This window comes from Kitasatospora sp. NPDC057198 (genome assembly GCF_042670125.1).
Taxonomy (GTDB): Bacteria; Actinomycetota; Actinomycetes; order Streptomycetales; family Streptomycetaceae; genus Kitasatospora.
This window is the reverse complement of the sequence record NZ_JBHUWH010000877.1, coordinates 1-1,235: the sequence shown is the minus strand read 5'-3', so window position 1 is coordinate 1,235 and position 1,235 is coordinate 1. Positions and strand designations below refer to the sequence as shown.

Genomic DNA, 1,235 nt, shown 5'->3' with positions numbered 1-1,235 from the left:
CTCCGGGCCCGCCTCGACGGCCGTTGGGTTGACCAGCCGGCCCCCGGCCCCCGGCCGCCCGGTGTCCGTTGTGCTCCGGTTGCACGGTGCCCTCCTCACGCCCGACGGATTGTGTACGGCTGATCCGATGGGACACCTCACCGCGCCCGCCCCCGCCACCGCCAGGCGACCCGCCACACCGCGCACCGACGATCACGCGGCACCACCCGGACGGCAGATGCGCCGAGCGCGCACGACGGCCTTCCGGCGGAGCCCGGCGGCCGGAGGCCGTTGCCCGGCGCGAGGGGGCGAGTCCCTGGTCGGGGAGCCGGGACGGGGAACCGGGTCGGGGAACCGGGACGGCCGGGCCGGGGGCTCAGCCCCGGCGGGAGGGGGCGGTGGCGGCGAGGCTGCCGAGGAGGGCGATCACGTTGATGCGGGTGGTCTTGTCGTTCGTCGCGGCCTGGTGGGCGTCGACCATCCGCTTGTCCACGTCCACGCCCGGTGCGGCGAGGCCGATCATCATCAGGTCGACGCTGTAGCCGACGTACCGGGCGTGGTCGGCCGCCGCGCCGGTGGCCGTGACGTGGTCGATGCGGGCGGGGTCCGCGCCGCGGATCAGGGCCGGGGTGGGCGGCGGGCCCAGGACGTCCGTGATCCACCGGGCGACGTCCTCCCGGGAGCAGCCCCGTTCCAGCGCGCAGGCGTCCGCGGCGGCGAGCGCCATGTGGATCAGCAGCAGGCCGAACCAGTTGGCGACCTCGTCGGGAGGCGTCCGCAGGCCGTCCGGCGGCATCACGGACTCGTACAGGCCGGCGACGTCGCCGACCCGCACCGCCGAGATGACGGCGGTCACGGCCCTGTCGATGGCTTCCTGCTCGCTGGTCACGCCGTCGGTCTCCCTCGGAAAGTCTGTGACGGGACACCAACGTAGCCTCTCCGACTGCGAGTTCGGGCTGCTTCCCCGCAGCTCACCCCGTACGGGCGACGAGTCGGTACGCTTCGCCCGACCGCTGCCCGACCGCTGCCCGGAGGCCGTTCGGAGGCCGTTCGGAGAGGCCGTGCCGCCGCCGGGGTCAGAGTGTGTCGTGGGGGCCGGACGAGGCCAGGATGCGGGCGAGCTTCCGGTCGAGGTCGTCGGCGAAGCGCTCCTGGCCCATCGGCACCAGCCGGTCGGTGCGGGCCAGGAAGGCCAGCAGCGGCGGGGCCGCGGCGCGCATCAGCGCGTCACCCTCGGGGGAGCGCAGCACCAGGCC

General features: G+C 75.3%; 2 protein-coding genes. Both read right to left on the bottom strand.

The annotated features are described in order from the left end of the window. Positions 1 to 355: 355 nt before the first annotated feature. Positions 356 to 868: a hypothetical protein gene (locus ACFUEL_RS39805; RefSeq protein WP_380243121.1), complete on the bottom strand. Its 513-nt coding sequence runs from the start codon at positions 866 to 868 to the stop codon at positions 356 to 358. Positions 869 to 1,055: 187 nt separating this feature from the next. Further along, positions 1,056 to 1,235: SsgA family sporulation/cell division regulator (locus ACFUEL_RS39800; protein WP_380243119.1), on the bottom strand; the 180-nt coding region annotated here is incomplete at its 5' end.